Source organism: Arthrobacter sp. TJ-178, from assembly GCF_058269275.1.
Map to the genome: position 1 here is coordinate 56,061 of NZ_JBZCNK010000004.1, position 26,337 is coordinate 82,397.

Annotated in this window: 24 protein-coding genes; 6 read left to right on the top strand and 18 right to left on the bottom strand. The window is 66.6% G+C overall.

What is annotated here, in order from left to right; translation table 11 throughout:
* Nucleotides 1–209 precede the first annotated feature (209 nt).
* Complete coding sequence (locus tag AC4D2Q_RS11810; RefSeq protein ID WP_490946631.1) at nucleotides 210–800, bottom strand: GNAT family N-acetyltransferase; 591 nt, start codon at nucleotides 798–800, stop codon at nucleotides 210–212.
* A gap of 144 nt (nucleotides 801–944) precedes the next feature.
* Here AC4D2Q_RS11810 and AC4D2Q_RS11815 point away from each other — a divergent pair, with 144 nt between their 5' ends.
* A complete protein-coding gene (locus tag AC4D2Q_RS11815; protein ID WP_490946632.1) occupies nucleotides 945–1,994 on the top strand; it encodes a sigma-70 family RNA polymerase sigma factor in 1,050 nt (349 codons plus the stop codon).
* Between the two features lie 113 nt (nucleotides 1,995–2,107).
* On the opposite strand, the gene glpK is transcribed toward AC4D2Q_RS11815, so the two are convergent.
* Nucleotides 2,108–3,628: a glycerol kinase GlpK gene (glpK, locus tag AC4D2Q_RS11820; protein WP_490925657.1), complete on the bottom strand. Its 1,521-nt coding sequence runs from the start codon at nucleotides 3,626–3,628 to the stop codon at nucleotides 2,108–2,110.
* 61 nt (nucleotides 3,629–3,689) lie between these two features.
* Nucleotides 3,690–4,427, bottom strand: coding sequence for an MIP/aquaporin family protein (locus tag AC4D2Q_RS11825; protein ID WP_490926020.1), 738 nt, complete (start codon nucleotides 4,425–4,427; stop codon nucleotides 3,690–3,692).
* A 282-nt stretch (nucleotides 4,428–4,709) separates the two neighbouring features.
* Between AC4D2Q_RS11825 and AC4D2Q_RS11830 the strand changes: the two genes are divergently transcribed.
* Genes AC4D2Q_RS11830 through AC4D2Q_RS11840 form a run of 3 tightly spaced genes read left to right on the top strand, consistent with a single transcriptional unit; the run spans nucleotide 4,710 to nucleotide 7,578 of the window.
* Nucleotides 4,710–5,546 carry an aldo/keto reductase gene (locus tag AC4D2Q_RS11830; RefSeq protein WP_490946633.1) on the top strand — a complete coding sequence of 279 codons (837 nt, stop codon included), beginning with the start codon at nucleotides 4,710–4,712 and terminating at the stop codon, nucleotides 5,544–5,546.
* Nucleotides 5,546–6,496 carry an alpha/beta fold hydrolase gene (locus AC4D2Q_RS11835; RefSeq protein ID WP_490946634.1) on the top strand — a complete coding sequence of 317 codons (951 nt, stop codon included), beginning with the start codon at nucleotides 5,546–5,548 and terminating at the stop codon, nucleotides 6,494–6,496. Before AC4D2Q_RS11830 ends, AC4D2Q_RS11835 begins: the two co-directional genes overlap by 1 nt.
* 2 nt (nucleotides 6,497–6,498) lie before the next feature.
* Nucleotides 6,499–7,578: a glycosyltransferase family 4 protein gene (locus AC4D2Q_RS11840; protein WP_490947052.1), complete on the top strand. Its 1,080-nt coding sequence runs from the start codon at nucleotides 6,499–6,501 to the stop codon at nucleotides 7,576–7,578.
* A gap of 95 nt (nucleotides 7,579–7,673) precedes the next feature.
* On the opposite strand, the gene AC4D2Q_RS11845 is transcribed toward AC4D2Q_RS11840, so the two are convergent.
* Both AC4D2Q_RS11845 and AC4D2Q_RS11850 read right to left on the bottom strand, forming a co-directional pair.
* Nucleotides 7,674–8,693 (bottom strand): NADP-dependent oxidoreductase, encoded by a 1,020-nt coding sequence (locus tag AC4D2Q_RS11845; RefSeq protein ID WP_490946635.1) that lies wholly within the window; start codon nucleotides 8,691–8,693, stop codon nucleotides 7,674–7,676.
* A 111-nt stretch (nucleotides 8,694–8,804) separates the two neighbouring features.
* Nucleotides 8,805–9,236: a MarR family winged helix-turn-helix transcriptional regulator gene (locus tag AC4D2Q_RS11850; RefSeq protein WP_490946636.1), complete on the bottom strand. Its 432-nt coding sequence runs from the start codon at nucleotides 9,234–9,236 to the stop codon at nucleotides 8,805–8,807.
* Nucleotides 9,237–9,383: 147 nt separating this feature from the next.
* On the opposite strand from AC4D2Q_RS11850, the gene AC4D2Q_RS11855 reads away from it, so the two are divergent.
* The gene (locus AC4D2Q_RS11855; RefSeq protein WP_490946637.1) at nucleotides 9,384–9,791 is read left to right on the top strand and encodes an Hsp20/alpha crystallin family protein; all 408 of its coding nucleotides are present in this window, start codon (nucleotides 9,384–9,386) and stop codon (nucleotides 9,789–9,791) included.
* A 13-nt stretch (nucleotides 9,792–9,804) separates the two neighbouring features.
* On the opposite strand, the gene AC4D2Q_RS11860 is transcribed toward AC4D2Q_RS11855, so the two are convergent.
* From AC4D2Q_RS11860 to pyrR, 13 genes are all read right to left on the bottom strand, one after another.
* A complete protein-coding gene (locus AC4D2Q_RS11860; RefSeq protein WP_490946639.1) occupies nucleotides 9,805–11,913 on the bottom strand; it encodes a primosomal protein N' in 2,109 nt (702 codons plus the stop codon).
* Between the two features lie 13 nt (nucleotides 11,914–11,926).
* Nucleotides 11,927–13,153: a methionine adenosyltransferase gene (metK, locus tag AC4D2Q_RS11865; RefSeq protein ID WP_490946640.1), complete on the bottom strand. Its 1,227-nt coding sequence runs from the start codon at nucleotides 13,151–13,153 to the stop codon at nucleotides 11,927–11,929.
* Between the two features lie 83 nt (nucleotides 13,154–13,236).
* Entirely contained in the window at nucleotides 13,237–14,499 is a 1,263-nt protein-coding gene (coaBC, locus tag AC4D2Q_RS11870) for a bifunctional phosphopantothenoylcysteine decarboxylase/phosphopantothenate--cysteine ligase CoaBC (RefSeq protein WP_490946641.1), read from the bottom strand.
* 59 nt (nucleotides 14,500–14,558) lie between these two features.
* A complete protein-coding gene (rpoZ, locus tag AC4D2Q_RS11875) occupies nucleotides 14,559–14,819 on the bottom strand; it encodes a DNA-directed RNA polymerase subunit omega (protein WP_152217989.1) in 261 nt (86 codons plus the stop codon).
* Between the two features lie 39 nt (nucleotides 14,820–14,858).
* Nucleotides 14,859–15,428: a guanylate kinase gene (gene gmk / locus AC4D2Q_RS11880; protein ID WP_400928636.1), complete on the bottom strand. Its 570-nt coding sequence runs from the start codon at nucleotides 15,426–15,428 to the stop codon at nucleotides 14,859–14,861.
* Between the two features lie 64 nt (nucleotides 15,429–15,492).
* The gene (mihF, locus tag AC4D2Q_RS11885) at nucleotides 15,493–15,810 is read right to left on the bottom strand and encodes an integration host factor, actinobacterial type (protein WP_490925666.1); all 318 of its coding nucleotides are present in this window, start codon (nucleotides 15,808–15,810) and stop codon (nucleotides 15,493–15,495) included.
* Nucleotides 15,811–15,999: 189 nt separating this feature from the next.
* A complete protein-coding gene (pyrF, locus tag AC4D2Q_RS11890; RefSeq protein ID WP_490946642.1) occupies nucleotides 16,000–16,941 on the bottom strand; it encodes an orotidine-5'-phosphate decarboxylase in 942 nt (313 codons plus the stop codon).
* Entirely contained in the window at nucleotides 16,934–20,230 is a 3,297-nt protein-coding gene (gene carB, locus AC4D2Q_RS11895; RefSeq protein WP_490946643.1) for a carbamoyl-phosphate synthase large subunit, read from the bottom strand. The genes pyrF and carB overlap by 8 nt, the downstream gene beginning before the upstream one ends.
* The gene (carA, locus tag AC4D2Q_RS11900) at nucleotides 20,230–21,366 is read right to left on the bottom strand and encodes a glutamine-hydrolyzing carbamoyl-phosphate synthase small subunit (RefSeq protein WP_490947054.1); all 1,137 of its coding nucleotides are present in this window, start codon (nucleotides 21,364–21,366) and stop codon (nucleotides 20,230–20,232) included. Before carA ends, carB begins: the two co-directional genes overlap by 1 nt.
* Nucleotides 21,367–21,404: 38 nt before the next feature.
* Entirely contained in the window at nucleotides 21,405–21,923 is a 519-nt protein-coding gene (locus AC4D2Q_RS11905; RefSeq protein ID WP_490946644.1) for a PH-like domain-containing protein, read from the bottom strand.
* Nucleotides 21,911–23,269: a dihydroorotase gene (locus tag AC4D2Q_RS11910; RefSeq protein ID WP_490946645.1), complete on the bottom strand. Its 1,359-nt coding sequence runs from the start codon at nucleotides 23,267–23,269 to the stop codon at nucleotides 21,911–21,913. Before AC4D2Q_RS11910 ends, AC4D2Q_RS11905 begins: the two co-directional genes overlap by 13 nt.
* Complete coding sequence (locus AC4D2Q_RS11915) at nucleotides 23,266–24,264, bottom strand: aspartate carbamoyltransferase catalytic subunit (RefSeq protein WP_490946647.1); 999 nt, start codon at nucleotides 24,262–24,264, stop codon at nucleotides 23,266–23,268. Before AC4D2Q_RS11915 ends, AC4D2Q_RS11910 begins: the two co-directional genes overlap by 4 nt.
* Nucleotides 24,261–24,842: a bifunctional pyr operon transcriptional regulator/uracil phosphoribosyltransferase PyrR gene (gene pyrR, locus AC4D2Q_RS11920; protein ID WP_490925672.1), complete on the bottom strand. Its 582-nt coding sequence runs from the start codon at nucleotides 24,840–24,842 to the stop codon at nucleotides 24,261–24,263. The genes AC4D2Q_RS11915 and pyrR overlap by 4 nt, the downstream gene beginning before the upstream one ends.
* A gap of 235 nt (nucleotides 24,843–25,077) precedes the next feature.
* On the opposite strand from pyrR, the gene AC4D2Q_RS11925 reads away from it, so the two are divergent.
* Nucleotides 25,078–26,319: a PrsW family intramembrane metalloprotease gene (locus AC4D2Q_RS11925; protein WP_490946648.1), complete on the top strand. Its 1,242-nt coding sequence runs from the start codon at nucleotides 25,078–25,080 to the stop codon at nucleotides 26,317–26,319.
* Nucleotides 26,320–26,337: the final 18 nt, after the last annotated feature.

A 26,337-nucleotide genomic window follows, 5' to 3' on the forward strand; every position in this document is an offset into this window, starting at 1 on the left:
GAAATCCTGTTGATCCGCGGTCGCCGGTCCGTGCCGGTCCCGCCGCTTAAAACTCAAGTTTCGCCACGCTCTCCCCCAGACACACAAAAGCCCCTCGGCAGGCAAGGGGCTGGGCCGCGCACGGACGGTGCGCGGCTACCTAAGGAGGAGGGAAACGTTCATCTTTCCACTTTACAACAGCCGCCCCTTTGCGGCAGCCGCGCCACAGCCTATGACGAAGCGATCGCATACAGCAGCGAATCTTCCCACCGGCCCCGGATGAGTTTGTGCGCGGGCAGCCGGGCTTCCAGCACCATTCCGGTCTTCTCCAGCACCCGGGACGAAGCAGCGTTGGCCGGCCGGCAGGTGGCGGTGATCCGGTTCAGTCCCAGCGTGCCGAAGCCAAAGCCGACGACGGCGGCCGCGGCTTCCGTGGCGTAGCCTCGGCCCCAGTGGTCGGCGGCCAGGACGTACCCGACTTCCCCCGTGGACCCTGCGGTGCCGGATCCGGTACCTGTACCGGCCCCGTTCAGTGTCAGCCCCACGGAGCCGAACGGCTCGCCGGATCCTTCGCCGCCGGCTCCGTCGCCGCGAAATCCTTCGCCGCCGTCGGGCGCTGTCAGCGCAAAGGTGAAGGCCAGCCGGGGAGTCTGCTGCTCCTCGGCGAGGCAGGAAGCCAGGAAGTCGCGGCTGTCCTGCAGGGTATTGGGACCCCATTCGACGTATTCGGTCAGCCGCCGGTCGGAGGCGAAGCGGTGCACGGCAGCCACATCCGCTTCCCGGTAAGGGCGCAGGAGGAGGCGGGGCGTGTGCAGTTCCATCCGGCGATTCTGCCATGCCTTCACAGAGGTTCCGTCCGCTCCGTATCTTTTCGGCCGCCCAGTGCGTCTACCGGTTAAGAACATGGCGCAGTGCCATGCTTTGCATCAGGCACCGCCTCGGCGGGGAGAGAGGGGATACCGGCAATGACACTCGGAACGGGAACGGCCTTGGATACCGGAACGGCGGAAGAGAGCGCAGCTTTCGCGGAAAACAGGAGGGATCTGCGGCAGGCACGCCGCGATTTCCTGGTAGCACTGGAGCCGGTGCGGGCCTCGGTGTACGCGTACTGCCGCAGCCTGACTTCCACGGTGTGGGATGCCGAGGACCTGCTGCAGGAAACTCTGACCAAGGCCCTGGCGGAGGCGTCACAGCGGCACGAACCGATTCGGAATACGCAGGCCTGGCTGGTGCGGATTGCCACGAACACCTGGATAGACTCCCTGCGCCGCAGCAGCAGGACCGCGCTGGAGTGGACCGGCTCCGGCGCAGACCTTCCGGACGATACGGCCGCGGACCCGCTGGTGAGCCTGGAGGTGGAAGCAGCGCTGCGGCACCTGCTGCAGCTGCTGCCGCCGCGTGAACGTGCGTGCGTGGTCCTCAAGGACGTGTTTGCCTATCCGCTGGCTGAGGTGGCCGGGATGCTGGATACGAGCACCGGGGCGGTGAAGTCGGCCCTGCACCGCGGCCGGGCAACTTTGCAGGCAGCCCGCACCGGGGCCGGCTTGGCTGCGATTTCCGCGGATTCCGGGACTGGAACCGGCACCGCTCAGCCGGCCGAACATGCACTGCTGCTGCGCCGGCTGACCGAAGCCTTCAATGCGTACGACATCGACGCCATGGTGGAGCTGTTCCTGGCCGGCGGACGCACCGAGGTGGTGGGCAACGTCAGCGAGACCGGACACGAGGAGATTCGCTCCGGGTCCATGAGCCACAACTTCGGTCCGGATGCCGGGGAGCTGTTCCGGGCGAGCATCCATCACTTCGACGGCGAGGACGTCATCCTGATGTGGGAGCGTCCGAAAAACGCACCGCACGAGCCCGAGGTGGTGGGCGACGTCCTGCGCCTCCGCGGCGCGTACGGGGCACCGCTCATTGCCGAGCTGAAGTGGTACTACTTCTGCCCCGAGGTGGTGGCGGAGGTGGCCGGCGGACTGGGCCTGCCGTTCAAGACCAGCGGTGTGAGCTACTTCTAACCCAAAGACGAAGGGCCCCGGCGGTTACCCGCCGGGGCCCTTCGCGAGAAAGCCCTGTGTCCTTACACCGTCCGAAGACCTGGTGCCGGTTCACAGACGCTCACGTGCCTGGGTTAGAGCACGTCCTCGTCAACCCAGTCAAAGGTCCGCGTTACGGCCTTGGACCACAGACGCATCTGGCGCTGGCGTTCGCTGTCTTCCATCTTCGGAGCCCAGCGCTTGTCTTCAGCCCACTTGGTCTCCAGCTCATCGGTGTTGTTCCAGAAGCCCACTGCCAGGCCGGCTGCGTAAGCAGCGCCCAGAGCCGTGGTCTCAACAATCTTGGGGCGGACTACGTCCACGCCCAGGATGTCTGCCTGGAACTGCATGAGTGCCTCGTTGGCAACCATGCCGCCGTCCACGCGCAGCTCGGTGAGCGGAACACCCGAGTCGGCGTTGACGGCGTCGAGCACCTCGCGGGTCTGGAAGGCCGTGGCCTCCAGAGCAGCGCGGGCAATGTGGTTCTTGTTCACAAAGCGGGTCAGGCCCACAATGGCGCCGCGTGCGTCGGAGCGCCAGTGCGGAGCGAACAGACCGGAGAAGGCCGGCACAATGTAGACGCCGCCGTTGTCGGTGACCTCATTGGCCAGGGCCTCAATCTCCGGTGCGCTCTGGATCATGCCCAGGTTGTCCCGCAGCCACTGGACCAGTGATCCCGTGACGGCGATGGAGCCTTCCAGTGCGTAAACCGGCTTGGCGTCGCCCAGCTGGTACGCCACCGTGGTGATCAGGCCGTTCTCGGAACGGACAATTTCTTCGCCGGTGTTGAAGATCAGGAAGCAGCCGGTGCCGTAGGTGTTCTTGGCACTGCCCTGTCCGAAGGCTGCCTGGCCGAAGGTGGCGGCCTGCTGGTCGCCCAGGATGCCGGCAACCGGGGTTTCACGCAGCAGCTGCGAGGTGTGGACCGTGCCGTAAACCTCGGAGGAGGACTTGATCTCGGGCATCATGGACAGCGGCACGCCGAAGTCCTTGAGGATGTCCTCGTCCCAGGTGAGCGTCTCCAGGTTCATGAACAGCGTGCGGGAGGCGTTGGTGACATCGGTGATGTGCACGCCGCCGTCGGTGCCGCCGGTGAGGTTCCAAACGATCCAGGAATCGGTGTTGCCGAAGATCAGGTCTCCGGCTTCGGCGCGCTCCCGCGCTCCTTCAACGTTGTCCAGGATCCACTTGATCTTGGTGCCGGAGAAGTAGGTGGCCAGCGGCAGGCCAACGCGGTCCTTGTAACGCTCCAGGCCGCCGTCGGCTGCCAGTTCGTTCACGGTGGGCTGCGTACGGGTGTCCTGCCAGACAATGGCGTTGTAGACGGGCTCACCGGTGGTCTTGTCCCAGACCACTGCGGTTTCGCGCTGGTTGGTGATGCCGACGGCGGCAATGTCGTGCCGGGTCAGGTTCGCCTTGGACAGCGCGGTGCCCACAACTTCGCGGACGTTCGTCCAGATTTCCTGAGGATCGTGCTCCACCCAGCCTGCACGGGGGAAGATCTGCTCGTGTTCTTTCTGGCCGGTGGAGACAATGTTGCCGTCATGGTCAAAAACGATCGCACGGCTGCTGGTGGTGCCCTGGTCGATGGCAATGATGTACGTGGGGTCAGTCATGGTTCGCTCCTTTTACTGCTGAATGGACGAGGGGGTGGAGTCAGTCAACCGGTATGCGGTCTTAGACAACGGGCATCGGAATGCCGTTGAAGACAATGCCGGCCAGTGAACCGCCGATGATCGGTCCGACAATCGGCACCCAGGCATACGCCCAGTCGCTCTTGCCCTTGTTGGGGATGGGCAGCAGGGCGTGCACGATGCGCGGGCCGAGGTCACGCGCAGGGTTGATGGCGTAGCCGGTGGGGCCGCCGAGGGAGGCACCAATGGCAACCACCAGGAGGCCCACGGCCAGCGGGCCGAGCTCGTTGGGGGTCCCGCCGAAGGCCAGAATGACGAAGACCAGCACAAATGTGCCGATGATCTCAGTCACAACGTTCCATCCGTAGGAGCGGATGGCCGGGCCCGTGGAGAACACCCCGAGGATGTTCTCGGCGTCGGGCTCGTCATCGAACTGCTTCTTGTAGGCCAGCCAGGTCACCACGGCACCCAACATTGCACCGAGCAGCTGAGCGCTCAGGTACACGAGCACTGAGGCAAAGCTTGTCTCCACGCCGGGAGCCAGTTCCGAACCGTTGAACAGCAGCCCGAAGGTCACCGCCGGGTTGAGGTGTGCGCCGGACTGAACAGCCACGAACACACCTGCGAACACACCCAGGCCCCAGCCGAAGTTGACCATGAGGGTCCCGCCCCCGCTGCCCTTCGTCTTGCGCAGGGCAACATTCGCCACCACGCCGCAGCCCAGCAAAATCAGTATTGCTGTTCCCGCAAACTCACTGAGGAATACCTCACCGAGAGTCACCATTGACTTCTCCATCCTTCTCATCTGATGTACCAGCAGATTTTTCGCTGGTTTTGGTTAACTCTGCCACGACTCCATCCCCAGTCAGCCACGGGAAGCTGAAGTACCGCTGTCCCGCTTGAGCAGTGTTGCCGTCGTGCACCATGCAATCAAGATTCTCCACCAAAACGCCACAGCACACGGAAAGTACAGGTACTTTTCCGTGCCGGGCGGCCCCCTCATCCAGTGCCGCGGTCAGAAACGATTCCAACGGCGGGCGCCATCCTCGGTAGAGTCTTCTGCATGGAACCGGCACCCAAACTTACACTCAATAACGGCGTTTACATGGATCAGATGGGTTTTGGCACCTACAAGGTTCCCGCCCCGGATGCAGCTCGACTGGTCCTTGACGCCCTCAAAACGGGCTACCGCCACGTTGATACCGCAGCGTTGTACGGTAATGAGGAGGGTGTTGGGGAGGGTCTGCGGACATTCACGGAAGAGACCAATACCGTCCGCGATGAGATCTTTCTCACGTCAAAGGTGTGGAATACGGACCAGGGTTACGACTCCACCCTGCGTGCCTTTGACGCCTCCATGTCCCGCCTCGGCCTGGACGTTCTGGACCTGTACCTGATTCACTGGCCCTGTCCCGAGCGGGGTCTGTTCGTCGAGACTTACCGGGCCATGGAGGAGCTGTACCGTGCCGGCCGGATCCGGGCGATCGGCGTGTCCAACTTCCAGCCGGGCCACCTGCGCACCTTGATGGATGCTGCCGATGTGGTTCCGGCAGTCAACCAGGTGGAGCTGCATCCCTGGCTCCAGCAGCGCGAGCTGATCGCACTGCACGAGGAACTGGGCATCCGCACGGTGGCGTGGAGTCCGCTGGGCCGCGGCGCGGTCCTCGCCGACCCGGTCATCACGTCCCTTGCCGCCGATCTGGGGGTTTCCCCCGCCCAGGTCATCCTCCGCTGGCACATGGAGCAGGGCATCACCGCGATTCCCAAGGCCAGCTCCCCGGAGCGGATGGCAGAGAATCTTGACGTTTTTTCCTTTGAGCTAAGCCCCGCACAGCGCAATGCCGTTGCCGGCCTGGACCGGAACCAGCGCTCCGGCTCGCATCCCGACACGGTCAACTAGTGCGCACCGCCTTTCAGGGAAGCACGACGGCGGAGGTTACCTTCTCCCGCCGGGCCGCGGTCCGGACCTTTGCCGTGGACGGCACGCTGCAGCGCTGCTGGGATTTTCCGGCGGTACCCGGCGCTGCGGGCGGCACGGCGTCCAGCGGGCCCGAGGCTGAGGCGCCGCCGATCTTCATGGTCCACGGCTTCCGCGGCGACCATCACGGCCTGCTGCGCATCGTGGAGGCCCTCCCCGAGCACCGGGTTCTGGTTCCGGATCTTCCCGGTTTCGGCTCCGCCCAGCCCCTTCCGGGAACGCACGACGTCGGCGCTTACGCCGGCTTTGTGGCGGCGGCCCTCGCAGGCGGACTTCCGGATCTGGGCCCGGACACGGTGCTGCTGGGACATTCCTTTGGTTCCATCATTGCGTCCCGGGTGGCGGCCGAACATCCGGAACTCATCAGCGAACTCATCTTGGTGAACCCCATCTGTGAACCTGCGCTGGAGGGCCCTAAAGGCATCACCAGCAAGGCCGCGGAGCTGTACTACCTGGCCGCTGCCCGGCTGCCCGAGCCGCTGGGCATGGCCCTGCTGCGGCATCCGGCCATCGTCCGCGGCATGAGCATTTTCATGGCCAAGACCCGGGACCGTTCGCTGCGGCGCTGGATCCACGGACAGCATGACGCGTATTTCAGCGCCTTCGCCAACCGGAACGTGGTGCTGGATGCCTTCCGGGCGTCGATTTCCTCCACGGTGCGGGACAGTGCCGGCGCGCTCGGCATGCCGGTGCTCCTGATTGCCGCCGAACGCGATGATCTGGGGTCCGTTGCCGGACAGCACCGGCTGGCTGCGCTGATGCCGGACGCGGAACTGCACGTGCTGCCGGGGGTCGGCCATCTGGTCCACTATGAGGCGCCGACCGAGGCGGCGGAACTCATCTCCGATTTCCTGCGCCGGAGGCATTCATGACCCTGCGCATAGCCATGGACGCGCGGTTCACGCGAACGGATCACCACGACGGGATCAGCCGGTACGGTGCCTCCCTGATCGAGGCCGTGTCCCGCCACACGTCCGTGCTGATGCTGATCTCCGATGAACGTCAGCTGGCGCTGCTGCCGGACCTGCCCTGGGTGAAGATCAACAGTCCGCTCTCCCCCGCGGAACTCCTGGTGGCTCTGCGCGTAAACCGGCTTGGCGCCGACGTCGTCGTTTCCCCCATGCAGACCATGGGCAGCTGGGGACGGAAGTATCCGCTGATCCTGACCCTGCACGACCTGATTTATTACTCGAACCCGACGCCGCCGGGCTTCCTCCCGCTCCCCGTGCGGGGTCTGTGGCGGCTTTACCATCTGGCGTACTGGCCGCAGCGGCTGCTGCTGAACCGGGCCGACGTCGTCGCCACCATCAGTGACACCACCCGGTCGCTGATGGCCCGGCACCGGCTCACCAGGCGCCCGGTGCGCATTGTCGGCAATGCTCCGCAGCCGGGCGCCGCGAGACGCGATCCCGCGGCTGCCCCGGAAAAGATCCTGCTGTACATGGGTTCGTTCATGCCGTACAAAAACGTGGAAACCGTGGTGCGCGGGATGGAGCACCTGCCCGGTTACACGCTGCACCTGCTGAGCCGGATTTCGCCGGCGCGGCGCAGCGAACTGCAGGCACTGGTGCCCGACGGCGCCCGTGTGGTGTTTTCCAACGGCGTCACCGACGCCGAATACGGCGATTTGCTGCGGACGGCCACCGCCCTCGTGACCCTGTCCCGGGCCGAGGGGTACGGACTGCCGATGATTGAGGCCATGGCAGCCGGCACCCCGGTGGTGGCCAGCGACATTCCGATCTTCCGGGAGGTCTCCGGCGGTGCCGCCCTGCTGGTGGATCCGGACAGTCCGGAAGCCTTTGCGGACGCAGTCCGTACCCTGGACGATCCGCAGCGCTGGCGCAGCGTCTCCGAGGCCGGGCTGAAGCGGGCCGCCGAGTATTCCTGGGAGACCTCCGCCAGGGATCTCCTTGCCGCCGCCGGTGAGGCTGTCCGCCTGTTCCGGAAGCGCTGACGGGCGACGGCAGCATAAAGCGGTCCCGGGCTTGGAGCCCGGGACCGCTTTGGAAGCATGAGTCTGTGCCGAAGCACCGCCTCAGAAAGCCGGAATCAGGCCTTCAGGGTCACAATCATCTTGCCCTTGTTGGCGCCCTTCATCAGGTCAATGAAGGCCTGCGGGGCATTTTCCAGTCCGTCCACGAAGGTCTCGTCGTAGCTGACGGCGCCGTCGCGCAGCCAGCCGGACATCAGGGACGCAAACTCGTCAGCGTACTGGTTGTAGCTGCCCACGATGAAGCCGCGCAGAGTAAGCTCCTTGCCGATGGCCAGGGCCAGGTTGCGCGGACCCGTGGGAGCGTCGGTGGTGTTGTACTGCGAGATGGCACCGCACATGGCGATCCGTCCGCCCTTGTTCATCACCGCGATGGCAGCTTCGAGGTGCTCGCCGCCCACGTTGTCGAAGTAGACGTCAATGCCGTCCTCGCCGGCAGCCTTCTTCAGCTGCTCCTTCACGGGGCCGTCGTGGTAGTTGAAGGCCTCATCAAAGCCGAGCTCCAGCAGGTGCTGGACCTTCTCGGCGGAACCGGCGCTGCCGATGACCTTCTTGGCACCCATGGCCTTGGCGATCTGGCCCACGAGGGAACCCACGGCTCCGGCGGCACCGGAAACGAAAACAACGTCGCCTTCCTTGAATTCCGCGACCTTGGTCAGGCCGGCGTAGGCCGTCATGCCCGTCATTCCCAGCACGCCGAGGTAGGTGGTGGCCGGTGCAATGTCGGTGTCAATGACGCGGGCACGGGCGCCGTCCAGGACGGCGTAGTCACGCCAGCCAAGGCCGTGGAGGACCTTGTCTCCGGGCTTGTGACCCTCCGAACGGGACTCAACAACTTCACCGATGGCTCCGCCGTCGAGCGGGGCGTCAATCTGGAACGGCGGAACGTAGGACTTGACGTCATTCATGCGGCCGCGCATGTACGGATCCACTGACATGTACAGGTTGCGGACCAGGATCTGGCCCTCCTGGAGTTCCGGCACCGGCACCTCGGCCAGGCGGAAGTTCTCATCCGTCGGCCAGCCTTCGGGACGGGAGGCGAGCTGGATCTGGCGGCTGGTCTGAGGGGAATTCGTCATGGACGATACCTTCCTTGAGGCGGGCTTGGGGCCCGCTGGGGACAAAAATTGGGGAAATCTGGCGGGTACATCAGCTGAACGGGAATCGGATGGACGGGCGTCCGGCAAAGGCTAGCCTGCGGCAGTGCGCAGGGCGCGGGTAACTTTGACCAGCGTCTCCTGCAGTGCCCGCAGTTCCTCCGGTGCCAGTCCGGCTGCTTCGGCAACGTGCTGGGACAGCGGCAGGGCTTTTTCCCGCAGGCTGCGCCCGTCCCCGGTGAGGTGGACTTCCACACGGCGCTCATCCGCTTCGGAGCGGATGCGGCGCAGCAGGCCTGCGGCCTCGAGGCGTTTGAGCAGGGGCGAGAGCGTTCCGGAATCGAGTTCCAGGGCGCGGCCCAGGTCCCGGACGCTTCTGCCGTCCTGTTCCCACAGAACCATCAGCACGAGGTACTGCGGGTAGGTCAGGCCCAGCTCTTCCAGCAGCGGCCGGTACACCGCGGTGGCGGCGCGGGAGGCCGAGTACAGCGAAAAGCAGACCTGGCGGTGGAGGACGTCGTTCATGGTCCGAGCCTAGTCCACAATTTAGTTGTGCACAACTGAATCAGCCGCTGCCTGGCTTTCCCTCGATTTTTCCGTGCATCAAGCGCCGTCTTAAACTGCAGATGAACAACTTCCACCCGGACCCACGCAGGAAGGAGTTTGATAGGCATGGCCTTCGGGTTCGGCCACCAGCCGGGACCGGAGGGTTCCGGACACCACCGCCCCGAATTCCCCTCCGCCGCTGCTTCGAACAGCGCCGTCCCCGTTGATCTGTACCGCCACGGGGACCACTACATCCTGAATGCGGATCTGCCCGGCGCGGACCCGGGCTCAGTGGAAATCACCCTGGCAGGCCAGCTCCTGACCATCCGTGCACACCGCACCCTTCGGGATTGTTCGGGTCCCGGCTGGATGGTTCATGAGCGCGGATGCGGCACCGTTGAGCGGCAGGTCCTTCTGGGCACAGGGATCAACACCGACTGCATCAATGTGCAGTACAACTGCGGGATACTCAGCCTGCTCCTTCCGGTAAAGCCGGACCACCGGACACGGAAAATCGGCGTGCGCGTGCGCTGAGCGTGCTCGGTCCTTACAGGACGTCGGTTCCATCCACCCGGATGTACACCGGGTCTCCGGTCCTCTTCGCCGACACCGCTGCCTTCGTGGCCCGCATGGCAGCCGTCACCGCGGGAGCGGCAGCGAAGGGAAAGAAGAGCAGCGTACGGTAGCGGCCGCCGGAGCCGCCCAGCTGTCCGTCCCGGTGAACGGGCGCGGGGCCGGGTGGATCTTCCAGCGGTGCGGGTCCCACCACACGGGCGTCCGGCGGCAGGTCCAGCCGCGGCACAAAAGCGCTGAGCGCCTCGCGGGAGCCGGTGAGCTCGGCATACCTCACCGCAGGCGGCAGACCCAGTTCCCGGCGCAGCTCCAGCTCCCGCTCAGCGGCCCCGGCCGGGTCCCAGCGCAGCAGGTGGCCCACCGTTGAAGTGTCATCGGCAGTGACCACTACCAGCCCCTTGTCTCCGGCGGGCCGGACCAGGGCTGCCGCGCTGAACCAGCGCCGCAGCGTCTCCTCCCCCGCGCGCAGGGATTCCCGCGACATCATGGCGTTGCCGTCCAGCAGCACGGCGGCCGCATAGCCGCCGGCCGCCACCGGCTCAGCCCCCGGCGTCGCCACCACCAGTGCCGGGGCATCGGGAACCTCGGCCCGGACGTGGTCCCCGGCGGAAGATATGACCGTGACGGAGGGGAAGGCACGGCCGAGTTCTTCCGCCGTTCGTCCGGCACCGGCCGCAGATCCGCGCAGCTGGGTGCCGCCGCAGTTTCCGCAGCTCCACATTGGTTCCGGGCGCCCGCACCAGCGGCAGGCCGGTACGCCGTTGCGGCTGGCCAGGCCCAGCGGCCCTGCGCAGGCCCGGCAGCGCGCCGGTTCCCGGCACTCCTGGCAGGACAATGCCGGCGAGAAGCCGCTGCGGGCCACCTGCACCAGCACCGGGCCGCGGGTCAGCCCGTCCTGCGCCGCCTTCCACGCAGCATGCGGAATGCGGGCGCGGGCCGCCAGCGGATCACGTTCCATGTTGAAGGAATCGGCGGTGCTGACCACGCGCGGAGCCAGCTGGCGAACTGTGCTGCGCTCAGCGGCGATGCTCGCAGCCCAGCCGCTGGCCACCAGCCGCTGGGCTTCGGTGCTGCGTGAATGCGAGGCCAGCAGCAGTGCGGTGTTTTCCGCGGCGGCACGCAGCAGCAGGACATCGCGCACGTGCTGGTAGGGCGCGCGCTGTTCGGCGTGCAGGTCATCGGCGTCGTCCCAGATCACCGCGAGCCCCAGGTTGCGCACCGGCGCGTAGGCCGCTGACCGGGTACCGATCACCACCTGCACATCCCCGTGCAGGACCTTCAGGAAGGCACGGTAGCGCGGTGTTGCGCCGTCGTCGGCCGTCAGCCGCACAAAGGCAGCGGCGCCGATGCGCGCTGCCAGCGCGGTTTCCAGCCGGGCCAGGTCCTTGGCATCGGGCACGACGACGACGGCGCCGCGCCCGGAGAGCAGGGTGTGCTGTACTGCCGCGGCAATTTCCTCCGGCCACGCGCCGGGGCCGTAACCGCCCAGGGAGGAGAGCACGGCGCGCGGGCTGTGTCCGGCCGCCAGATGGGTCAAAAAACGCGGACCGTGCGGATACCGCGCCCAGGGGTTGGGCCCGGAGCCTTCGGGGCCGTCCGGTACATCCGCGCCCGCCTCCGCAGCCTCGCGTGCCTGCGGAGTGAATTCCTTTTCCACGCGTGCGGCGCGCGGCGGCACAGCCACCCGCAGCACGTCGTGGACGGTGCCGGAATAGCGGGCCGCCACCGCCTCCGCGAGCTGCAGGATCTGCGGGGCCAGGACCGGCTGCGGGGAAACAACTTTGCCCAGCGGAACCAGGCGGGCGGAGGTGTCCGCAGCAGCTGCCCGTTCGATAATGAATCCGGGCAGCTCCTGCCCGCCGAAGCGGACCTTGACCCGCGCGCCGGGCACGGCGTCCCGGTCCAGGTCCGCCGGCACCAGGTAATCGAACGGCCGGTCCAAGTGCGGCAGCGGTGAATCCAGCAGCACCCGCGCTATGGGCAGCTCGGGTGCTGCTGGCTGCGTACCCAGGCTCCGGGCCGGGGCAACAAATCCGTGCAGCAGGGAGAGCTGCCCGTTGTCTCCGGCCGGATCCTGGCGCATTGGAGCCTCCGGGCTAGGCGTTGAAGTAGCTGCGGAGGGCTCCGACCTTGTCCTTGCGCTCCCAGGTGAATTCCGCATCCTCACGGCCAAAGTGGCCGTTGGCTGCGGTCTTCTGGTAGATCGGGCGCTTCAGGTCCAGGGCGTTGATGATGCCCAGCGGCCGCAGGTCAAAGACTTCGTGGATGGCGTCGGCAATGCGGGCCGGGTCCACCGTTTCGGTGCCGAACGTTTCCACATAGATGCCCACGGGGTGTGCCATGCCGATGGCGTAGGCCACCTGGATCTCCGCGCGGCGGGCGAGGCCGGCCGCAACAACGTTCTTGGCCACCCAGCGCATGGCGTAGGCCGCGGAGCGGTCCACCTTGGACGGATCCTTGCCGCTGAACGCGCCGCCGCCGTGCCGGGCAAATCCGCCGTAGGTGTCCACGATGATCTTGCGTCCGGTCAGGCCGGCGTCTCCCACCGGACCGCCGATGACGAACGGGCCGCCCGGGTTCAGGATGTGCTTGACGCGGGAGGTGTCCAGCTCGGTTCCGGCCAGGACCGGCTCGATGACGTGGACGGCGAGGTCTTCGCGCAGCTGCTCAAGCTCGACGTCGGCGGCGTGCTGTGAGGAGATGACCACGGAATCCACGGAGACCGGGCGGTCGCCGTCGTATCCGATGGTGACCTGGGTCTTGCCGTCCGGGCGGAGGTAATCCAGCGTGCCGTCCTTGCGGACGGCCGTGAGGCGCTCGGAGAGCCGGTGCGCCAGCCAGATGGGGGTGGGCATGTACACGGAGGTCTCATCCGAGGCGTAGCCGAACATGATGCCCTGGTCCCCTGCGCCCTGCGCGTCGAGGGGGTCGGAGGTACCGGCCCGGTTCTCCACGGAGTTGAAGACGCGCGAGGCAATTTCCGGGGACTGCTGGCCGATGGAGACCGAGACGCCGCAGCGGGCGCCGTCGAAGCCGTTGGCGGAGGAGTCGTAGCCGATGCCCAGGATGGTGTCCCGGACCAGCTGCGGAATTTCCACGTAGCCCTCGGTGGTTACTTCACCGGCCACATGGACCAGGCCGGTGGTGACCAGGGTCTCCACTGCTACGCGGGACTCGGGGTCCACCTTGAGCATGCCGTCCAGGATGGCGTCACTGATCTGGTCACAGATTTTGTCCGGATGACCCTCGGTGACGGATTCCGAGGTGAATAGGCGCAGCCCGTCGCGGGCAGCCGAAAGTACTGAAGTATCTGGGGAAGTCACGGAATTTACTCTACTGGTTCCGGGCCGGGTCCTCCGAATGGGGGCCGGAAGGCTGTGGAACCGGCAGGCCCCGGCGGGAAACTTCAGCTGACCACGGGGACTGCTTGAAACTCCTGCTCGACGCGGGCAATGATGCTGCGCGCCACGTCGGACTTGGTCCCGGTGTAGGTGGCCGGCGGGGCCGTCTCGGAATCCTGCGGTGAAAGCAAAGTCACTTCGGTGCTGTCCTGGCCAAAGACCAGGGAGGTTCCCACCCGGTTGAGCACCAGGAGGTCACAGCCCTTGCGGACCAGTTTCTGCCGGCCGTAGTCCAGGACGTCGGCGCTGCCGTCTCCGGTTTCTGCGGCAAAGCCCACGATCAGTGCCGGACGGGCCGGTCCTGCGTTCGCTGCACGCTGCTGGACGGCTTCGGCCAGAATGTCCGGGTTGCGGATCAGTGTGATGACCGGATCCGCGCCGTCGTCGCGCTTTTTGATCTTGGTGTCGGAGAGAGTATCGGGGCGGAAATCCGCCACTGCGGCCGCCATGATCAGCACGTCCGATCCGGGGGCGGCGGCGTGCACGGCTTCGCGCAGTTCCAAGGCTGTTTCCACTCGGGTGAGTTCAACGCCGTCGGGGGCGGGAATGTCCATGTGCGCCGCGATGAAGCGGACCCGCGCTCCGGCGTCGAGGGCAGCCCGGGCCAGGGCAGCACCTTGCTTGCCGGATGAGCGGTTGCCCAGGAAGCGGACGGGATCCAGGGGTTCACGGGTGCCGCCGGCGGTGATGGTGACGGTTTTGCCGCTCAGTGGACCGGGTGCGGATTCCGGCTCGGCCGGCAGGCGGTTTACCGCGGCCATGGCGGCGGCGAAAATGTCTTCGGGGTCCGGCAGGCGCCCGGCCCCGGAATCCTTGCCGGTCAGGCGCCCGATGCCGGGTTCCATCACCAGGGTTCCCCGGCTGCGCAAGGTCTGGACGTTGGCACGGGTGGCGGGATGCGCCCACATTTCCGTGTGCATGGCGGGCGCAAAAAGGACCGGTCCGCGCGCCATGAGCAGGGTATTGGTGAGCAGGTCATTGGCCTGCCCGGAGGCCGCCCGGGCCAGCAGGTCGGCGGTGGCCGGAGCCACCACAATGAGGTCGGCCTCGTGTCCGAGCCGGACGTGGTTGACCTTCTCCACCTCGTCAAAAACCGAACTGGAGACCGGGTTGCCCGACAATGCCTCCCAGGTGGCCACGCCCACAAACCGAGTGGAGGCTTCCGTGGGAATCACTGAGACGTTGTGTCCGGCTTCAGTGAAAAGACGCAGCAGCGACGCGGACTTGTAGGCGGCGATGCCGCCGCCCACACCCAAAACTATGCGCACCGCTGCTGCTCCTGACCCTGACCGCTCGGGTCAGCTTTTACTGGTGTTTTCCGGCGAAGTTATTCGGCGGATTCCACGGGGCGGCTGACCAGCATGCCCTCGTTGATTTCGCGCAGCGCGATGGACAGCGGCTTCTCGTTCAGCTTGGTTTCCACGAGCGGGCCAACGTATTCAAACAGGCCTTCGTGCAGCTGGGAGTAGTAAGCGTTGATCTGGCGTGCGCGCTTGGCGCCGTAGATGACCAGCGCGTACTTCGAGTCCGCTACGTTCAGCAGGTCGTCGATCGGCGGGTTGATGATGCCTTCAGACACAGTAGACACAGATTCTCCAAAATTCTTGATACGGGATATTGCGGTACGTCAGCGCGGACGCGGACTGATTCCCATGAGTGATACAAGCTCAGCTGCTGCCCGCTGGACGTCATCATTTACCACGGTGTGATCGAACTCGGGCTCGGCAGCAAGCTCCAGTTTAGCGGTTTCCAGCCGCTGCTGCTGTTCTTCGGGCGTTTCCGTGCCGCGTCCCACCAGCCGGCGGACCATTTCGTCCCACGACGGCGGAGCGAGGAACACGAAATTAGCCTCCGGCATGGTCTTTTTGACCTGCCGTGCACCCTGCAAATCAATTTCCAGGAGCACGGACCGGCCTTCGGCCATGGCCGACTCTACCGTGCTGCGCAGCGTGCCGTAACGGTTGCGGCCGTGGACAACGGCCCACTCCAGCATTTCGCCCTTTTCCACCAGGGAATCGAATTCCTCCGGGGAGACGAAGAAGTAATGCACCCCATGCTCTTCACCGGGACGCGGCGGCCGGGTGGTGGCGGAAACGGACAGCCACACCTCCGGGTAGTTGTCCCGAATGAACGTGGACACCGTGCCTTTGCCAACTGCGGTTGGACCTGCCAGGACTGTCAGCCGCGGTTGCGACACTGAGGACCTTCTTTGCTCTCGTTGTGGTTCGGCCCCGGGGTGCGGGCCGCAGCGAAGCGCGGCCCTAGTCGGATGCCAAAAGTTCTATCAGCGCCTTGCGCTGGTGGATGCCCAGACCGCGCACTCGGCGGGTCGGAGCAATGCCCACGGTATCCATTATTCCAGCTGCGCGGCGCTCTCCGACGCCAGGCAGCGCCCGAAGCAGGTCCACCACCTTGAGCCGGCCCACGGCTTCCTCGGAAGAGCGGGACAAAATGACCTCTTCGACGGACATTTCTCCGGTCTTGATCTTGGCCTTAATCTCGGCCCGAACGGACCTGGCGGCGGTTGCCTTTTCGCGCGCCTTGGTGCGTTCATCTTCGGTCAGTGGCTTGAGGTTCAAGAGACCCTCCCGGGCGGAGACCGGCCCGGCACTGCGGCACATGGCGCAGCTGCGGTGCTGGGGCGGTGCTTGGTGTATGGGGGTACGGTCTGAACCGTAGCCTCATCCGAACCGCAATTGCAACGTGCCGCGCTACCCGATCCGCGCCTCGTGCGGGGCCGCACATGCCAGTGCGGCCCCGCACGCAAGCTACCGGGCCAGTTCCGCCAGGGTCCGCCGGGCGGCGTCCCGCAGGGCGGCCGGTTCCGGTCCGGCCCGCAGGATGTCCCGGCTGGAGGTGGCCAGGACATTGGGGTAGGCGGCCCCGAAGGTGGCCGCCAGATCCGCTGCGGTGGCGCCCTGGGCGCCGAGACCGGGCGCGAGGATAGGCGTGTGCGCAGCAGCCAGATGGATGCCCAGTTCCGCCAGCGCAGTTCCCACCGTTGCGCCGATCACCAGTCCGGTGGAACCCAGGCGCGGATTTGCGGGAACGGGGGCCGCCCCGGATGCGGAGCCGGAAGCATCCCCGGAAGCATCCCCGGAAGCGGATGCGGCGGCGGCTGCCCGTCCCAGTTCACGGCTGTTTTCGGCTGCGGCGGCGTCCACGATCCGGGCCGCCACGGAGTGGTCACCGCCTGCGTGCTGCACCGACTGGCCTTCAGGGTTGGAGGTCAGTCCCAGGACGAACACTCCGCGCCCGGTTGCCTGGGCCAGATCCAGTGCGGGACGCAGCGATTCGAAGCCGAGGTACGGGCTGACAGTGAGGGCGTCCGCGGCCAGGGCGGAGCCGTCCCGCAGCCAGGCATCTGCGTACGCGGCCATGGTGGAACCGATGTCTCCGCGCTTGGCATCGGCGATGCTCAGCACGCCCGCCTCGGAGCAGGCAGCCAGCACCCGCTCCAGGGCGGCCATCCCGGCGGAGCCGTGACGTTCAAAGAGGGCCACCTGGGGCTTCACGGCCGCGGCATGCTCCCCCACCGCGGCCAAAACGGTGAGGGAGAAGCGCTCCAGGGCGGCGGCGTCGTCGTTCAGTCCCCAGGCGGCCAGCAGCGCCGGGTGCGGGTCGATGCCCACGCACAGCTGGCCGCGGGCGTCCATGGCCTGCTGCAGCCGGATGCCGAAGGACGCCCGCGCCGGCTCAGGCTCAGACACCGGATGAAGCCTTGAGCTTGGCGGCGTGCTCCTGCAGGGAGGTGACGTCCCATTCGTAGGAGCGCATCGCTTCAATCGCCTGCACGGCGGCGCCGAATTCGGAGACCGTGGTCACCACCGGGCAGCCGATCGAGGTCGCGGCGGCCCGGATTTCGTAGCCGTCGCCGCGGGCCTGGCCGCCGGAGGGTGTGTTGACCACCAGGTCAATTTCCCCGTCAGTGATCAGGTCCGCGACGGTGCCCTCGCCGTTCGGCCCGGTGCCCTCGCTGACCTTGCGGACCGTGGTGGCGGTGATCCCGTTGCGGCGCAGCACCTCGGCGGTGCCGCCGGTGGACAGGATCTCAAATCCGAGGTCCACCATCAGCTTCACCGGCATGATGATGGAGCGCTTGTCCCGGTTTGCCACGGAGACAAACACCTTGCCGCCGGTCGGCAGCGCGGAGTTGGCAGCGGCCTGGGACTTGGCGAAGGCGGTGTCGAAGTACTTGTCAATGCCCATGACTTCGCCGGTGGAGCGCATTTCCGGGCCGAGCAGGGAATCCACCACGGTACCTTCGGGGGTGCGGAAGCGGCTGAAGGGCAGCACGGCTTCCTTCACGGCCACCGGGGCGTCCAGCGGCAGGACGGAACCGTCGCCCACGCTGAACAGCTTGCCGGCCGCGCGCAGCTCCGCGATGGACTGCCCGGTACCGATGAGCGCCGCGGCCTTGGCCAGCTGCACGCCGGTGGCCTTGGAGACAAACGGCACCGTGCGCGAGGCGCGCGGGTTGGCTTCGATGACATACAGCACATCGGAGGCCAGGGCGAACTGGATGTTGATCAGCCCGCGCACTCCCACGCCCGCGGCAATGATGCGGGTGGCTTCCCGGACGCGGTCGACGACGTCGGTGCCCAGGGTGATCGGCGGCAGGACACAGGCGGAGTCGCCGGAGTGGATGCCGGCTTCCTCGATGTGTTCCATGATGCCGCCCACGTACAGGTCAGTGCCGTCGAAAAGTGCGTCGACGTCGATCTCGATGGCGTCTTCCAGGAACCGGTCCACCAGGACGGGGTGGTCCGGGGTGATTTCCGTGGCGTTGGCGATGTAGCGCGAAAGGTTCGCTTCGTCGTAGACGATTTCCATGCCGCGGCCGCCCAGGACGTAGGACGGGCGCACCAGGACGGGGTAGCCGATCTCGTCGGCAATCTTCTTGGCGTCGTCGAAGGACACGGCGGTGCCGTTCTTCGGGGCGATCAGCCCGCCCTCGTCCAGGACGTGCTGGAAGGCGCCGCGGTGTTCGGCCAGGTCGATGGCTTCCGGGGAGGTGCCGAGGATGGGCACGCCGGCGTCGGCCAGGGACTGGGCCAGCTTCAGCGGCGTCTGCCCGCCGAGCTGGACGAAGACGCCCAGCACTCCCCCGGTGCGCTGCTCGGCCGCGATGACCTCCAGGACATCCTCAAGGGTCAGCGGCTCAAAGTAGAGGCGGTCGGAGATGTCATAGTCCGTGGAGACCGTTTCCGGGTTGCAGTTGATCATGACGGTCTCGTAGCCGGCCTCGCGCAGCGCCATGGTGGCGTGCACGCAGGAGTAGTCAAACTCGATGCCCTGTCCGATCCGGTTGGGTCCGGAGCCCAGGATGATGATGGACGGCTTTTCGTGCTGCCCCACCTCGTCCTCCTCGTCATAGGAGGAGTAGTGGTACGGCGTATAGGCAGCGAACTCGGCGGCGCAGGTGTCCACCGTCTTGTAGACCGGCCGGATGTTCAGGGCGTGCCGGACCCCGCGGATCACGGCCTCCGGGGTGTTGGTGAGCGCACCGATCTGCTCGTCGGAGAAGCCGTGGCGCTTGGCCAGCCGCAGGATCTCCTCGTTGACCGTTCCGGCACCGCGGATTTCCGCGGCCACCTCGTTGATCAGCTGGAGCTGATCCAGGTACCAGGGATCAATGCCGGTGGCGTTGTAGAGGTCCTCCACGGTGGCGCCGCCGAGCAGGGCCTGCTGGACCTGCTGAAGCCGGTTGGTGGTGGGCCGCTTGGCGGCTTCGATCAGGGCGGGCACGTCAGCGGGATCCACGGGGGCGAAGGACAGCGAGGCGCCCTTCTGTTCCAGGGACCGCAGCGCCTTCTGCAGGGCTTCGCTGAAGTTGCGGCCGATGGCCATGGCTTCGCCCACGGACTTCATGGTGGTGGTCAGCGTGGGGTCGGCGGCGGGGAACTTCTCGAACGCGAAGCGCGGCACCTTCACCACCACGTAGTCCAGGGTGGGCTCGAAGGAGGCCGGGGTCTTCTTGGTGATGTCGTTCGGGATCTCGTCCAGGGTGTATCCGAGGGAGAGCTTGGTGGCGATCTTCGCGATGGCGAAGCCGGTGGCCTTGGAGGCCAGCGCGGAGGAACGCGAGACGCGCGGATTCATTTCAATGACGACGACGCGGCCGGTGTCCGGTTCGATGGCGAACTGGATGTTGCAGCCGCCGGTGTCCACGCCCACCTCGCGGATCACGGCGATTGCGATGTCGCGCAGCTTCTGGTATTCGCGGTCCGTCAGCGTCATGGCCGGAGCCACCGTGATGGAGTCGCCCGTGTGCACGCCCACCGGATCGAAGTTCTCGATCGAGCAGACCACAACCACGTTGTCATTCTTGTCCCGCATCATCTCCAGCTCGTATTCCTTCCAGCCGAGGATGCTCTCTTCGAGCAATACCTCGGAGGTCGGGCTGTACTGGATGCCGGCCCCGGCGATGCGGCGCAGGTCTTCGGCGTTGTAGGCCAGGCCGGAGCCAAGTCCGCCCATGGTGAAGGAGGGGCGGACCACCATGGGGTAGCCCAGCTTCTCCGCGGCGGCAAAGGCTTCATCCATGCTGTGCACAATGATGGATTCGGCCGATTCGGCGCCGCAGCGTTCCACGACGCCCTTGAACTTCTCGCGGTCTTCACCGAGTTCAATGGCGGCAATGTTGGCGCCGATCAGCTCCACGTTGTATTTCTCCAGGACGCCGTTCTTGTCCAGCGCGATGGCGGTGTTCAGCGCGGTCTGCCCGCCGAGGGTGGGCAGGATCGCGTCGGGGCGTTCCTTGGCGATGATCTTTTCCACGATCTCGGGGGTGATCGGTTCCACGTAGGTGGCGTCGGCAAACTCGGGGTCCGTCATGATGGTGGCCGGGTTGGAGTTCACCAGGATGACCCGCAGGCCCTCCTCCTTCAGCACGCGCAGCGCCTGGGTGCCGGAATAGTCGAATTCAGCGGCCTGGCCAATGACAATCGGACCGGAGCCGATAACCAGGACGGACTTGAGGTCGGTTCTGCGGGGCATTAGTGGGATTCCTTGATCTTGCTGGCGGCCATGAGGTCCACGAAACGGTCGAACAGGTAAGCCGAGTCGTGCGGCCCGGCGGCGGCTTCAGGGTGGTACTGGACGGAAAAAGCGGGGATGTCCAGGCAGGCCAGGCCTTCCACGACGTCGTCGTTGAGGGACACGTGGCTGACCTCCACCCGGCCGAAGCGGGGAACGGGCGCGGTGACGGGTCCGTCCAGCGGCGCATCCACGGCAAAGCCGTGGTTTTGGCTGGTGATTTCCACCTTCCCGGTGCGCCGGTCCAGCACGGGCTGGTTGATGCCGCGGTGGCCGTAGCGCAGTTTGTAGGTGCCAAAGCCCAGGGCACGGCCCAGGATCTGGTTGCCGAAGCAGATGCCGAAGAACGGGATGCCGGTGTCCAGCACGTCGCGCAGCAGGTCCACCTGCACGTCTGCGGTGGCGGGATCGCCGGGGCCGTTGGACATGAACACGCCGTCGGCGTTCAGTGCCGTAATGTCCGTCAGCGCGGCGGAGGCGGGCAGGACGTGCACCCGCACGCCGCGCTCGGCGAAGCGGACCGGGGTCATGGATTTGATGCCCAGGTCCAGGGCGGCCACGGTGAAGCGCGGCTCCCCCTCCCAGCCGTGGTCCTTGGGCTCGATGACGTAGGCGGCGTCCACGCTTACTTCCTCGGCAAGGCGGGCGCCGGCCATGGATTCCTGGGCCAGGACGTCGGCGAGCAGCTCACTGTCCGGGCGGGCGGCGTCGGCTCCGGAGAAGATTCCGGCCTTCATGGCGCCGCGCTCGCGCAGGTGGCGGGTGACGGCGCGGGTGTCCACGCCGGAGATTCCGACGACGCCCTGGGCGCTCAGTTCCTCGTCCAGGGTGCGCTCGGAGCGCCAGTTCGACGGGCGCCGGGCAGCGTCGCGCACAATGTAGCCGGCCACCCAGATGCGCCGGGATTCGGCGTCGTCGGTGTTGACGCCCGTGTTGCCGATGTGCGGCGCGGTCTGCACCACCAGCTGGCGGGCATAGGAGGGATCCGTGATGGTCTCCTGGTAACCGGTCATGCCGGTGGCAAAAACAGCCTCGCCGAGGGCGGTTCCCTGCGCGCCGTAACTGCGGCCGCGGAAGGTTCGGCCGTCTTCAAGCATCAGGACAGCCGGGGTGGGAGCGGATGTGTTTGAGACGGTCACAGTTGTTCCTCGCTTGTTTCTGACGGCTCGGCCGGCAGGATTTCGGTAATTGCTGTTACCAGCGGTGTTTTCTCTTCGGGGGTTCGGTTGCGGAAACCGGTGTCCACTTTCGTGCTGCCCAGCTTCCAGGTGACGATCACCAGGCCCTCTTTTTCCACGAATTTTCCGGCCATGCCCCGCTCCAGGCGGACGCTCTCCAGGTCTTCGCGGGGAATCCAGAGGTCGGGGGCACCGCTGCGGACAAACAGCAGCCCCTCATCGAAGACGGCGGCGGTGGCGTTGGACTTCACGCCCAGGCCGTAGACGGCAATCCGGTCCAGCCAGTCCCCGGCGGTGGTGGTGCAGACGTACTGGCCCAGGGCCTGGAAGCGGGGTACTTCCAGGCCGTCAGGCATCGGCACCGGCCGCGGTACGCCCGCCTGGCGCTGCTGGCGTCCGCGCCAGCTCCAGGCAAAAAGACCCAGGAGCACCAGGATCAGGGCAAGCGTGCCCAGGGCGAACATCAGGCGATCCATGCGGACTCCTCTGTGGAAACGGGGGAAGGCGTGTTGAGGGCGGCATCCAGGACCGTGGGATGGCCGGCGAAGAATGTTGCCTGCACGACGCCGGGCAGTTCCAGGCCGGCAAACGGTGAGTTGCGTCCCTTTGAGGCCATCTTAGAAGGGTCAACCGTCCGCCGCGCAGACGGGTTCACCAATATGACGTTCGCCGGTTCCCCGGCTGCCAGCGGCCGGCCCTGGGTTTTCACGCCGCCAATGGCGGCCGGAGTGATGGAAGTCACCCGGGCGAAGCCCTCCCAGTCCATCAGCCCGGTGTCGATCATGGCGTGCTGGACCACGGAGAGCGCGGTTTCCAGTCCGGTCATGCCCATCGCCGCCTGCGCCCACTCGCATTCCTTGTGCTCGGAGGGGTGCGGTGCGTGGTCGGTGCCGACGATGTCGATGGTGCCGTCGGCCAGGCCCCGGCGCAGCGCCTCGACGTCGGCCGCTGTGCGCAGCGGCGGATTCACCTTGTACACCGGGTCGTAGCTGCGGACCAGGTCGTCGGTGAGCAGCAGGTGGTGCGGGGTGGCTTCGGCGGTGACGTTGATGCCGCGTTCCTTGGCCCAGCGGATGATCTCCACGGAGCCGGCAGTGGACACGTGGCACACGTGCAGCCGGGACCCGGTGTGCTGGGCCAGGAGCACGTCGCGGGCAATGATGGATTCTTCGGCCACGGCGGGCCAGCCGGCCAGGCCCAGATCGGCGCTGACATCGCCCTCGTTCATCTGGGCGCCTTCGGTCAGGCGCGGTTCCTGCGCGTGCTGGGCGATCACGCCGTCGAACGCCTTGACGTATTCCAGCGCGCGGCGCATGAGCACGGGATCGGAGACGCATTTGCCGTCGTCGGAGAACACGCGGACCCGGGCGCGGGAGTCTGCCATGGCACCCAGCTCGGCCAGCCGCTCCCCTTCCAGGCCCACGGTGACGGCGCCGACGGGACGGACATCCACCCAGCCGGACCGGCGGCCCAGGCTCCAGACCTGTTCCACCACGCCGGCGGTGTCCGCCACGGGGTTGGAGTTGGCCATGGCATGAACAGCGGTGAAGCCGCCCAGCGCGGCGGCGCGGGTGCCGGTTTCCACGGTTTCGGCGTCTTCGCGGCCCGGTTCGCGCAGGTGGGTGTGCAGGTCCACCATGCCGGGCAGGGCAATCAGGCCGGCAGCGTCGATAACGACGGCGTCCTGCGGCGCCTCAAGCGCCGGTCCGACGGCCTCGATCCGGCCGCCCGAAATGAGGATGTCGGCGGTTTCCCTGCCCAGCAGGGAGGCGTTCTGAATCAGATAGGTGCCCGGGGCGGGCGGGAGGTGGGGGGTTGTCACTGTGCGTTCTCCAAGGTGGCGGCGGCAGCGGGGGTGTCCCCGCCTGCCAGCAGAAGGTAAAGGGCGGCCATGCGCACGGACACTCCGTTGCTGACCTGCTCCAGGATGGTGGCCCGGGGCGAGTCGGCGGCGCTGGAGGAGATCTCCAGGCCGCGGTTCATCGGTCCGGGGTGCAGCAGGATGGTGTCGGTCAGGCCCAGGGCGTCCAGCCGGCCGAGCCGCACGTCGTCGAAGCCCCAGCGCCGCGAGTATTCACGGACGGAGGGGAAGAACGCGGAGTGCATGCGTTCGCCCTGCACGCGCAGCATCATGACGGCGTCGGGCCGGGTTTCCAGGGCGGCATCGAGGTCATAGCTGACCTCGCAGGGCCAGGATTCGACGCCGAAGGGCAGCAGGGTGGGCGGCGCCACCAGCGTGACCGACGCCCCCAGCGTGCGCAGCAGCCACAGGTCGGAGCGGGCCACCCGGGAATGCAGCACGTCGCCCACAATGACCACGTGCATGCCGGTGAGGTCGGTGCCGGTGGAGGCCGTGCCGTGCAGCCTGGCCCAGTGCCGGCGCATGGTGAACGCGTCCAGCAGGGCCTGGGTGGGGTGTTCGTGGGTGCCGTCCCCGGCGTTGAGCACCGCGGCGTCGATCCAGCCGGAACCGGCGAGCCGGGCCGGCGCACCCGAGGAGCCGTGGCGGATGACGACGGCGTCCGCCCCGATGGCGGCCAGGGTCTGCGCGGTGTCCTTCAGCGATTCGCCCTTGGAGACAGAGGAGCCCTTGGCGGAGAAGTTGATGACGTCTGCGGAGAGCCGTTTGGCGGCCGCTTCGAAGGAGATGCGGGTGCGGGTGGAATCCTCGAAAAAGAGGTTCACCACGGTGCGTCCGCGCAGCACCGGCAGCTTTTTGACCTCGCGCTGGGAGACGGCCGCCATCTGCTCGGCGGTGTCCAGGATGGCCAGTGCGTCGGTGCGGCTGAGGTCCCGGGTGGAGAGCAGATGCTTCACGGGGCGGCCTCGATAACCACTTCGTCCACAGCCGGATCATCGGTTTCGTGCAGCCGGACACGGACTTTCTCTGCGGCGGCGGTGGGCAGGTTTTTGCCCACATGGTCAGCGCGGATGGGCAGCTCGCGGTGTCCGCGGTCCACCAGGACCGCTAGACGGACAATCCGGGGCCGGCCCAGCTCGGTCAGCGCGTCCAGGGCGGCGCGGATAGTCCGACCGGAGTAGAGGACGTCGTCAACGAGGACCACCACTTTGTCATCAATTCCGGACAGCGGAACCTTGGTGGCGTGCGGTGCGCGGGTGGGCTGCCGGGCCAGGTCGTCACGGAACATCGTGACGTCCAGCTGCCCCACTATTGCATCGGCGTCCACTGACGCGTCAGCGGCGGCAATCTTGGCGGCAAGCCGGCGGGCGAGCGGGTAGCCCCGGCGCGGGATCCCCATTAGGACGAGGTCATCGGCGCCTTTGTTGGCTTCCAGGATCTCATGTGCGATCCGGGTAAGCGCGCGGTCAATATCAGCTGAAGCCAGAACTGTGCGTGCGGGCGCGGGTGCGCCCGGCGAATTGGACAAGTCCATAGTCTGCCTCCTCCTTCCCCGCCTCACAGGACGGAATTTAAAGGGTGAATGCGTGTTCAAGCTATCACGGCAACCGCTGTGCCCGGTGAACTGTTACGCCGGCCCGGCAATCCGGCTGCGGGGGTCCAGGTTTCCCGTACATGCGATTTAGGTCACAAGGGGTGCTGCCGACGCGCCGGATCCGGCGCAATGGAGCCTCTTCCTTTTATGGTTGGCCTATGACAGGCGGAATTTCATGAGCGGCCACGGTCCCGACCAGTTTCCGGAGCGGGACCGTGTTCCCTGGACGCCGCCGGGCGCCCCGCAGCCGGCACAGGTTCAACCCCCGAACCACGGCCCGGTACCCGTGCAGCCCCTCTGGTCCGCAGCCCCGCGGGGAGGCAGGGGCACCGTCGTCACCGCTGTGCTGATCATCGCCGCTGCTGCCGTGCTCCTGGCGGTGGCTTGGTTCCTGTGGTGGCAGCTGGGAACCGCGGCGTTTACCCTCTGCGGCATCCTTGCACTGGTTCCGCTGGGAATCTGCTTGCTGGGGCTGCGCTGGGTGGACCGGTGGGAGCCGGAACCGCGCTCAGCACTGCTGTTTGCCTTCCTCTGGGGTGCGGGCGTATCGGTGGGCATCAGCCTGCTGGTCGGGCCCTTCTTTGCCCAGTTCCTGTACCTGCTGATGCCCGGAATCCTGCCGGAATACATCGGCCCCGTTTTCGAGGCTCCGATCGTGGAAGAAACAGCCAAGGGCCTGGGTGTGCTCATCCTGGTGTTTGTGCGGCGCAGCCACTTTGACGGTCCGGTGGACGGCGTGGTCTATGCCGGGACGGTGGCGGCGGGGTTCGCGTTCACCGAGAACATCCTGTACTTCGGTTCAGCGCTGATCAGCAGCGGCGGTCTGGGGGTGCATCTGGGCTTTGTCTTTGTGCTGCGCGGACTCCTCTCCCCCTTCGCCCACGTCCTGTTCACCTCGGCCCTTGGCCTGGCGCTGGGGTTCGCCGTGCAGCGCGGCGGAACAGCCCGGATTATCGGGGCGTTCTTCGGCGGCCTCGTGATTGCCGTCCTGGCGCACATGCTGTGGAACGGGGGAACTGCACTGGCCTCCGGCAACTTCTTTTCCTTCTACTTCCTGCTTCAGGTGCCGCTGTTTGTGCTGGCCGTTACGGGAGTAATCCTGCTGCGCCGCGCGGAGCAGCGCCTGACCCGGCAGCGGCTGGGCGAATATGCTGCGGCCGGGTGGTTCACTCCCCAGGAAGTGCTGATGCTCTCCACCCGTGCCGGCCGACACCAGGCAATGGCCTGGGCCTCCGGGTTCGGTGCAGGGCGCACCATGAAAACCTTTATCTCCGATGCCACCCGGCTTGCCCTGACACGGCAGCAAATTGCCGCCGGCAGGGATGTGCCGGCCAATCAAGCCACGGAACGGACCCTCCTGCACGATGTCACCCGTGCCCGCTCCATGATGCTGGCACGTTCCGCCGGCGCCTATTAGCGTCCGGGGCAACTGAGC

Coding starts and splice junctions, on each gene's coding strand:
- AC4D2Q_RS11810 (WP_490946631.1), bottom strand. CDS start 800: ATGGAACTGCACACGCCCCGCCTCCTCCTGCGCCCTTACCGGGAAGCG.
- AC4D2Q_RS11815 (WP_490946632.1), top strand. CDS start 945: ATGACACTCGGAACGGGAACGGCCTTGGATACCGGAACGGCGGAAGAG.
- glpK (WP_490925657.1), bottom strand. CDS start 3,628: ATGACTGACCCCACGTACATCATTGCCATCGACCAGGGCACCACCAGC.
- AC4D2Q_RS11830 (WP_490946633.1), top strand. CDS start 4,710: ATGGAACCGGCACCCAAACTTACACTCAATAACGGCGTTTACATGGAT.
- AC4D2Q_RS11845 (WP_490946635.1), bottom strand. CDS start 8,693: ATGACGAATTCCCCTCAGACCAGCCGCCAGATCCAGCTCGCCTCCCGT.
- AC4D2Q_RS11850 (WP_490946636.1), bottom strand. CDS start 9,236: ATGAACGACGTCCTCCACCGCCAGGTCTGCTTTTCGCTGTACTCGGCC.
- AC4D2Q_RS11855 (WP_490946637.1), top strand. CDS start 9,384: ATGGCCTTCGGGTTCGGCCACCAGCCGGGACCGGAGGGTTCCGGACAC.
- AC4D2Q_RS11860 (WP_490946639.1), bottom strand. CDS start 11,913: ATGCGCCAGGATCCGGCCGGAGACAACGGGCAGCTCTCCCTGCTGCAC.
- carB (WP_490946643.1), bottom strand. CDS start 20,230: ATGCCCCGCAGAACCGACCTCAAGTCCGTCCTGGTTATCGGCTCCGGT.
- carA (WP_490947054.1), bottom strand. CDS start 21,366: ATGCTTGAAGACGGCCGAACCTTCCGCGGCCGCAGTTACGGCGCGCAG.
- AC4D2Q_RS11905 (WP_490946644.1), bottom strand. CDS start 21,923: ATGGATCGCCTGATGTTCGCCCTGGGCACGCTTGCCCTGATCCTGGTG.
- pyrR (WP_490925672.1), bottom strand. CDS start 24,842: ATGGACTTGTCCAATTCGCCGGGCGCACCCGCGCCCGCACGCACAGTT.
- AC4D2Q_RS11925 (WP_490946648.1), top strand. CDS start 25,078: ATGAGCGGCCACGGTCCCGACCAGTTTCCGGAGCGGGACCGTGTTCCC.